Below are 578 nucleotides of genomic sequence, written 5' to 3'. Positions count from 1 at the left end.
TAGCAAGAGTTTATGGAAACAAACTCTTCCATGGTGTTGCGACCGCAATTATTGAAATAATAAGAGGTACACCACTTCTCGTACAGTTGTTCATTCTGTATTATGGGCTTCCACCTCTCGGAATGAATCTCTCCCCGTTCGCGGCCGCAATCATTGGTTTTGCCATCAACAGCGGTTGTTATCAGGCGGAGTATTTGAGAGGATCTATTCAGTCCATTTCAGGTAACCAGATGAAGGCGGCCAGATCTCTCGGAATGACAAAATGGCAGGCGATTCTGCAGATCATTATGCCCCAGGCGTTCAGAAGAGTAATTCCAGCATGGACAAATGAGTTCATATACCTCTTGAAGTATACTTCTCTTGCTTATATTGTTGGCGCACCGGAACTAATGGCTCAGGCAAAGTTTATTGCCTCACGAAACTTTCAGTTTTTCGAAGTGTATCTCGTCGTTGCTGTGATCTATCTAGTTGTGGTTCTCTTCTTCACTAAAATATTCAGCATACTCGAAAAGAAGGTTGAGATACCCGGACTAGAATGGGTAAGATAATTAAGAAATGCTGATAATGACTGAAATCTG

The 578-nt window shown here is 42.6% G+C and carries 1 protein-coding gene; it reads left to right on the top strand.

Features of this window, described 5'->3' with window-relative positions:
• Positions 1–548, top strand: a 548-nt coding sequence (locus tag BG32_RS05375; protein WP_147434837.1) for an amino acid ABC transporter permease, incomplete at its 5' end; no start/stop codon positions are given.
• Positions 549–578: the final 30 nt, after the last annotated feature.

Origin of the sequence: Mesotoga sp. HF07.pep.5.2.highcov (assembly GCF_003666285.1) — a bacterium.
Taxonomy (GTDB): Bacteria; Thermotogota; Thermotogae; order Petrotogales; family Kosmotogaceae; genus Mesotoga; species Mesotoga prima.
Note: the sequence above shows the minus strand (reverse complement) of the source record. Positions and strands in the feature narration are given on the sequence as shown.